This is a genomic window from Candidatus Odyssella thessalonicensis L13 (assembly GCF_000190415.1).
Lineage (GTDB): Bacteria > Pseudomonadota > Alphaproteobacteria > Paracaedibacterales > Paracaedibacteraceae > Paracaedibacter > Paracaedibacter thessalonicensis.
Map to the genome: position 1 here is coordinate 181,136 of NZ_AEWF01000005.1, position 6,767 is coordinate 187,902.

Annotated in this window: 5 protein-coding genes; 2 read left to right on the forward strand and 3 right to left on the reverse strand. The window is 37.0% G+C overall.

Features of this window, described 5'->3' with window-relative positions:
• The first annotated feature begins 81 nt into the window (after positions 1-81).
• Positions 82-657, forward strand: a complete 576-nt coding sequence (locus HMO_RS0109660) for a LexA family protein (protein WP_010302127.1) — start codon at positions 82-84, stop codon at positions 655-657.
• A gap of 285 nt (positions 658-942) precedes the next feature.
• Here HMO_RS0109660 and HMO_RS0109670 read toward each other — a convergent pair whose 3' ends face one another.
• A complete protein-coding gene (locus HMO_RS0109670; protein ID WP_010302135.1) occupies positions 943-1,956 on the reverse strand; it encodes a hypothetical protein in 1,014 nt (337 codons plus the stop codon).
• A 1,116-nt stretch (positions 1,957-3,072) separates the two neighbouring features.
• Between HMO_RS0109670 and HMO_RS0109680 the strand changes: the two genes are divergently transcribed.
• Complete coding sequence (locus HMO_RS0109680; protein ID WP_010302140.1) at positions 3,073-4,071, forward strand: response regulator; 999 nt, start codon at positions 3,073-3,075, stop codon at positions 4,069-4,071.
• A gap of 13 nt (positions 4,072-4,084) precedes the next feature.
• Here the strand turns inward: HMO_RS0109680 and HMO_RS0109685 are convergent, their stop codons facing one another.
• Complete coding sequence (locus HMO_RS0109685; protein ID WP_010302142.1) at positions 4,085-5,377, reverse strand: sensor histidine kinase; 1,293 nt, start codon at positions 5,375-5,377, stop codon at positions 4,085-4,087.
• A gap of 90 nt (positions 5,378-5,467) precedes the next feature.
• Entirely contained in the window at positions 5,468-6,433 is a 966-nt protein-coding gene (locus tag HMO_RS0109690) for an L-histidine N(alpha)-methyltransferase (protein ID WP_010302144.1), read from the reverse strand.
• Between the last annotated feature and the right edge of the window lie 334 nt (positions 6,434-6,767).

Here is a 6,767-nt window from a genome sequence, read left to right on the forward strand (position 1 = left end):
GATTGTACTGATTTAAGGTAGACAAAGTAAGAAGATCTCTATTATGATTAATGTACGATAATCAAAAATAATGGATAACAAATGGCAAGAGGTGGCTCGAGAGCAGGAGCAGGCAGAAAGAAAAATTCAGGCCTATTTGGAGAAAAGACTGTAGCCCGAAGGATTCCTGAATCTCTAGCTTCTGCACTTGATAATTATCTTAGTACTCTCGCTTTAACGGCAAAAGGGCATGAGAATGTTCATTCTATCTTCATGCCTCCCATTGGTAACATGCAGTTACCTTTTTTCTCGAGTAAGGTTGCTGCAGGGCTACCTGATCGCGCTGATGATCATCAAGAAGCCTTAGATTTGCATAGTCACTTGATTCCTTCACCTGCTTCATCCTTTGTGGTCCAAGTAAGTGGGGACTCAATGATTGAAGCGGGTATCTGCAGTGACGATATTCTTATTGTGAATCGGGAAATAACACCTAAAGATGGTCATATAGTTATCGCCTCAGTGAATGGAGAGATCACTGTAAAACAATTACTTCTGAGAGATGAAAAAGTTGTTTTAATGCCTGCTAATCCTCATTATGCTCCTTTGAATATTACACAATCCATGGATTTCCGCATTTGGGGAGTAGTCACTTCCGTTGTACATCACTTAACAAAGTAATACAAAATTCTACGTTCTAAGCTTATTTGCTAAATATGGCGTCTCAACCCTAGCTGTAAAAAGTTTAATGCTTAAGGGATAGGAGATATTGAGCTAAGGCAACTTATGTGTTCGGAGAAGAGATGGAGGTTGAATTGATCAAGATCCTCTCCAAACCTCATAAAGGCAAATATAAGCAATCAATAACCGAAGAAGCTGCATAGTCCCACCTAGACTACACAGCTATATTAAGCAAGTCCTATTGTTGAAGCGCTGGTACTTATACTTCGGGCCCTTAAGTCCTTGTTATTGTGTCTCGTTGGCCTTTTGCAGCTGGTATTGGAACCAGAAATTGCTGGCTTTGCCAGCTTTTTCACAATTAACTCTGCTCTTCTCGGGGCAGCTGTCCATGCACTGTTTGAAAACGTTGAAGTTTTTGCCACACACAGACGCCCGACATTGCCTGTAACAGGACTTAATTACAATAGGAGCAGTATTTGCTTTACTAGTAAGCTCTTGGAGCGATTGAGCATTTTCCATCTGTAATTTCTTCAGAACCTGGCTTTGGCGTTCAAGACGTTGGTTGTGATCCATATCATTACTAATAGGTATAGGCCTCTGCGCTAAGGATTCTGGCCTCTGCGAGCGTTGAAGTATATTAAAGCTGTTAGCATGGATATAAATCATTTTTATTGATTTTAAGATGTCGTCCGCCCAGTTTTGGACGTTACTAATTCTGTACATCTCCATTTCAGGAAGGCGATAATATTCCTTATAATGCGAATTAATAGCCGCCCAATTCACCTTAAGCCAACTTGCTGCTTCCATCGCGTCAGCGAAGCTAGCAGAGATCTGTACAGAACTCCCTTGCAATTGCTGCAATTTTACTTGGAATGAGGGAGACTTTATATCCCTAACAGCACTAGTGAGACTTTCTTTAGTTATTTTTAGAAGTTGGAATAGAGTACTTAACACATCTTCAAGCTCCGCAGGACTTATAATCCGCTCAGAGCCAACATTGATTCGATGTTTATTGTTTATGATTTGTTGAGCACTCGGATAAGCTTGCATTAACCTTACTATTTTTTCATTAAAATCAAGGCCAGCTTGGTTAGCAGCATCGTTTGTACTGTTAATAATAGATGGTGTAGCACGACAACGCTCAGTATTTAAGACTGAGGAGCAATGATCTAAACAAAAATTCTTATTAGGAAGCTTAGAGCAATCTGAGCAGAACCTTACACAACGGTCCTTTAGATCAGGAGCACCAAGGGAATATCCTAAAGTAGGAATAATTAAAGCGATTAAGAATTTTAACATTCAATACTCCATTAATGGTAATGCCATTGTTAAGTTTGATAAGGGACGGCTCTGTATAAAGGGGGTAGAAAGCTTATTTTTCTTCCCTTTTATTGGAAAAGGCCCCATTGATTTATAAAATCTAAGATATTTTTGGCGGTTAATGCTTTGCCACCATTGAGCGAGCTTCATAAATGAGCGACATGCCAAAAAAATAGTAGCTTCCATAATCGTAGCTTTCTCCCATGCGTATATTAAAAGTGGCAATATGCATGCTTCCTATCTAGGGATTTCATACTAGCTAAGGGATAATATACTAAGAAGTGGTAAAGGAAGAATTAAGCAGAAGAAAAAATTTTGTTTTAAAGTTTTTATAGAAGAGATAGACATTTCAGATAAAAGATAGGTTTTACCTTTTTAAAGCTGGCCAAGGTAATTACATATATCATTAAAAGTAACAAACCAAGTAAAAATTTTATGGTCCTAGTCTCCCATCCTCCGAGATTCCAGATCCATGATACCTACACTATTTCGAGCTAAGCTAAAAAAGCTCCCTTCTCAGATGAAAAGATATCCTTATAATACTCGCTTGACTTGTATTCCTTCCTGAACGGTAAAGCAAAATCTGTCAAAGTTTTACCTCAAATTCCAGATGCCATGCTTGTAATATTTATCTTCCCGAACTCTACTCAATCCTTTTATTGCTGTGAAGGAGCAGACCATGCTGCGAGCTTTTAGTTTTGGTCAACATTAACTTTATAGAGCTTAGAATAGCTCTTCTCAATAATTACAGAGATGCTTAACCAAGACGTTCTCTGCAATCTTCAAACTTATCTTAGTTTGTAGAATGCCTGATATTCTTAGCTTTAATTAAAAGACCTTACGCTTAAATAGTAGCTAATTTTACTTGCTTAAATGTGGAACCTCACTTCTACAACTGAAAAGTTATCCACAATTCTGGGGATAACTCGGCTATATATTAAGAGTTTGTTAACCTATAAGCGGCAAAAAACAACTCATTCACCCCTTTGCTTAATTTTTAAGCTTATTCAAGCTTGCAGTTTCGAAATATATTTATTATTAACTACTTTGTGGCAAACTAACTGCGGATAGATAAACTATAAGAAGGATAACCAAATGAATTCGCTACTATGCTGTTATTTCCCTACCAAAGTTGTCTTTGTCGATGATGATGGAGGAGTCTTAAAAGTTATCAATTCATTCTTAGATGATGATGTGGCCAGTTATGACTTTTTTACAGACCCATACAAGGCCTTAGACTTAATTAACAGTTCTGTCCCTACCGATTTTATTGCTTCCAATATTTCTTCGTCCGACACAAGGATTTATGAAATATATAAAGCCATGTATAATCCAAGACGCCACGCTGAAGTCTCAACCGTTATTGTGGATTTTCAAATGCCGGCAATGAATGGATTAGAATTCTGCGAAAGAATAAAGAACCCTTATATCCGCAAGATTTTGTTTACAGGGGTAGCTGATGAAGACTTAGCTATTCAGGCCTTTAACAAAGGCTTAATTCATGGCTATATTAAGAAACAGGAACCCAATAAAGCTAAAGTTATTAATGACTTTATTCGTACCAGCCAAATAGCATACTTTAAAACCCTAACTGATGTTCTGGTGGGAAGTATCCTTAAAGAAATCAATTCTACAAATCCAAATGAAACTGCTTTTTACGATTCGGTCTTTATCAAGTATTTTGAGGAATTGATAAAGGAACACAAGATCTGCGAATATTATCTCAAAGAGCCTGTTGGAGGGTTTATCTGTCTCTCTCGTAAAGGAGAAGTAAGTACTCTGTATGCCTTTACCGCTGAAACGTTAGAAGATAATCAGATCAATACTTATGCCACTCTAGGGGAATTTATTGACCTTGAAGACCCCAGTTATGCAGATTTAATAAAGGATATAGAAGAAGATCGCAAAACCCTCTGCTATCCTTTTTATGGTAAAGGACAGATTGAAATTAATGCTCATAACTGGAAAGATTATGTCCATACCCTTGACATCCTAGAAGGTAATCAGCCTTATTATGTGGCATATGTCCCCCATCCAGGGCTTGAGAAGGCGCTGAATCTTTACTCTTTTGAGCAATCCCAACAAGAAAAATAAGAAGCAGACTCAATCAATAGGGGGGCTTGTCTTCCGTCAAAGCAGGAAAGGTTAGGATGAATCTTGTATACTCTCCTTCAACCGATTCACAGGTAATATCGCCACCCAATTTAGTCATAACCATTCGACAAAAGGCAAGACCAACACCCGTTCCATGAGAAGTGCGAGTAGAGAATTGATCAAAGATATAAGGGAGGTAGTCTTCAGAAATTCCTTTTCCCGTATCTTCAAAATATAATCGGTTTACCTTCTCCCCTTTTTCCGTCCAAATGGTGATCTTTCCTTTATTGGCAGCTTTAATATAATAAAGGGCATTCTTGAGCAGATTGAAGAGAACATGTTTGAAGGTCAGGGGATGAGCGTAAAATTCAAAATCTTGCTCTATTTCTACAGTAATAAGCTCTTTATCTTCATCCCTTAAAGAATAATCATGCAGCGCAGTTTGAACACAGTGCAGGATCGAGCATTTTTCAAAAGCAGCTTCAGATACATCTTCTTTTAAATTCATGAGGAGCATATCGATAACTGTGAATGCACTCCTCGCTGTTCCTTTTATCTCATCCGGGATTTCAGCTAACAGCTGTAATTTGTTTTTGCTAAGAGAAGATTGAGTGCGCCCTTCTTCTTGTGCTGCTTTCTGAGTCTCAATAAGAGTGGGTAGGTGCATTTTCAAACCCTCGGCTGCGGCTTCAATCGCTGCTAATGGTGTGCGCATCTCATGGGCCACCGTGCCCGCAACCATCTTCATGGTTTGGAGCCTTTCTTTTTCCAGGATTCCTTTGTTGCGTGAGAAGATACATCCAAGAACGATCATGGCTCCATAAATATACATAAAATTAGTTGGTAGACCGTGTTGAAACACAACTTCTTGGCCAGTAAAAATGAAAAGTAGATATCCTAAAAGAATTCCTACCACGTAAAGAATAATTAAAAGAACATAATCTACTATGAGGAAAAGAATAAATAATCCGATAGAAAAATTTAGTAGCCATTCATTAGATAACTGGTTTTTTAGTAAAGTATAAGTAGTAAAAATCGGTAAGCAATAGAGGAGAGTTAAAAACCAATATAGATTAAGGTACTTTTTAAATTGGATAGGCCAGCGCTTTGTAAAAATTAGAGGAAAGGAGATCAATGCAGCACATAGGCGAGCTATCACACTCTCGTCCGCTCCTAAAAGGTGAAGGATATAGTAACCCAAAGGATAATTAATAACACCAAAAATACCGAAAGTCTTATATTGAGCACCCCCAAACCCTTCTACTCTTCGATTTAAAAATTTAAGAAACTTGTTGGTGAGGCTCATTCGACTATCCTTTTTATACTTACACTTGTTAAGAGTATGTGACCATCTTAGTAAAATAATCTTACTAAGATATAAAAAAAAGACCAGATGTCAGAGGCTTGAATGTTTCTGTGCGATGATGATAGAAAAGGTATTGCTTGCATCAGAATTTAAAGAGATTACATTTTTTATTATCAAGTTTTCCTGGGCAAGGAATTTTCTAATAGCTTCAATAACTGGTCTTCTTGAATTTAAAATATTGAATTGTTGTCCTTTATCTATCAATAGCTCTTGCTCTCTAATCTTTATAATCTGCTGAGTAGTAGCTTTTAAGGAAAGCTCTACTTTATTTTCTTTATTATCCCATTTACAGGTAAGCTTAAAGGCTTCTGGGTCAAAGCTTTCTAGATTAAGTGTGAGTTTTAAATGGTACATTGAGTTCAAGAGAAGTTCCTGAATGGGTTTTATATTATATGCACTCTCTAAAAGAACCTCATCATTATTCTTATCAACTCCAAATAAAAGGTAATCGCCTTGGTTTAAGAAGCGCCCAATACTCCTGAGCAATATCTCAATATCATTGTCATCGTTATTAGCAAATATGGGCTGCCCAAAACATATCATCAGCCTATTGTGATGGGGATGATCTCCACTTCTAGCAGTATCAAAAGCATTAGGTTGTAAAAAATCAATTTCTAACGGGTTTGTTTTAATATTATCAATGTTCTGTTCGACAAGAGCACAAGCTTGCTCGGCATATTCTAAGGTAGAATCTACCGCCGTATAGGTGAAAGCTCCAATTTTAGATTTTAAGGTTTTCAAAAAGGGAACGGTTTTCGATAAGATTGGAATACGAGATCCAGGCCCAAGCTCTAATACATGCCTAACATTCTCAAAATTTTCACAAATATGATTCGCCATCTGGATTAACAGCTCACTTTCCATCTTAAATGGGTAGTAAGCATCCTGCTTGATTATCTCATCATAAATCGCTGGTCTATACATATAAATGTATTTACCCATGTGGCCTTTTCTTTTCTGTGAAAATAAATCAATATAATCCTGCTCTAAGTTCATTGTCTTTATTATTCCTTAATTATTTTTATTAATTTAGATTACGATTTCCTATTTCTTTTATAAGATTCTTGATTTATGTATTCTTAACCCATTGAAAAACTTGTTCCATACTGTTTCTACTACCTATGAGATAAGAAGGGTTATGCCATATCGCAATACCTACGGTTGAAAATATCTACTTAAGGTTGAAAATGAAAGATAAAAAAGGATGGCAGCTGAAAGGGAGTGTGTAATCGCTAAAGGTTTATTTTAATTTACTTTTAAAGCTTATGGATGAGAGTCTGCAGATAACTGTAAAGCTTCTGGGTAATACGATTTTGGGAGAGGATTTGAG

Coding starts and splice junctions, on each gene's coding strand:
- HMO_RS0109680 (WP_010302140.1), top strand. CDS start 3,073: ATGAATTCGCTACTATGCTGTTATTTCCCTACCAAAGTTGTCTTTGTC.
- HMO_RS0109685 (WP_010302142.1), bottom strand. CDS start 5,377: ATGAGCCTCACCAACAAGTTTCTTAAATTTTTAAATCGAAGAGTAGAA.
- HMO_RS0109660 (WP_010302127.1), top strand. CDS start 82: ATGGCAAGAGGTGGCTCGAGAGCAGGAGCAGGCAGAAAGAAAAATTCA.
- HMO_RS0109670 (WP_010302135.1), bottom strand. CDS start 1,956: ATGTTAAAATTCTTAATCGCTTTAATTATTCCTACTTTAGGATATTCC.
- HMO_RS0109690 (WP_010302144.1), bottom strand. CDS start 6,433: ATGAACTTAGAGCAGGATTATATTGATTTATTTTCACAGAAAAGAAAA.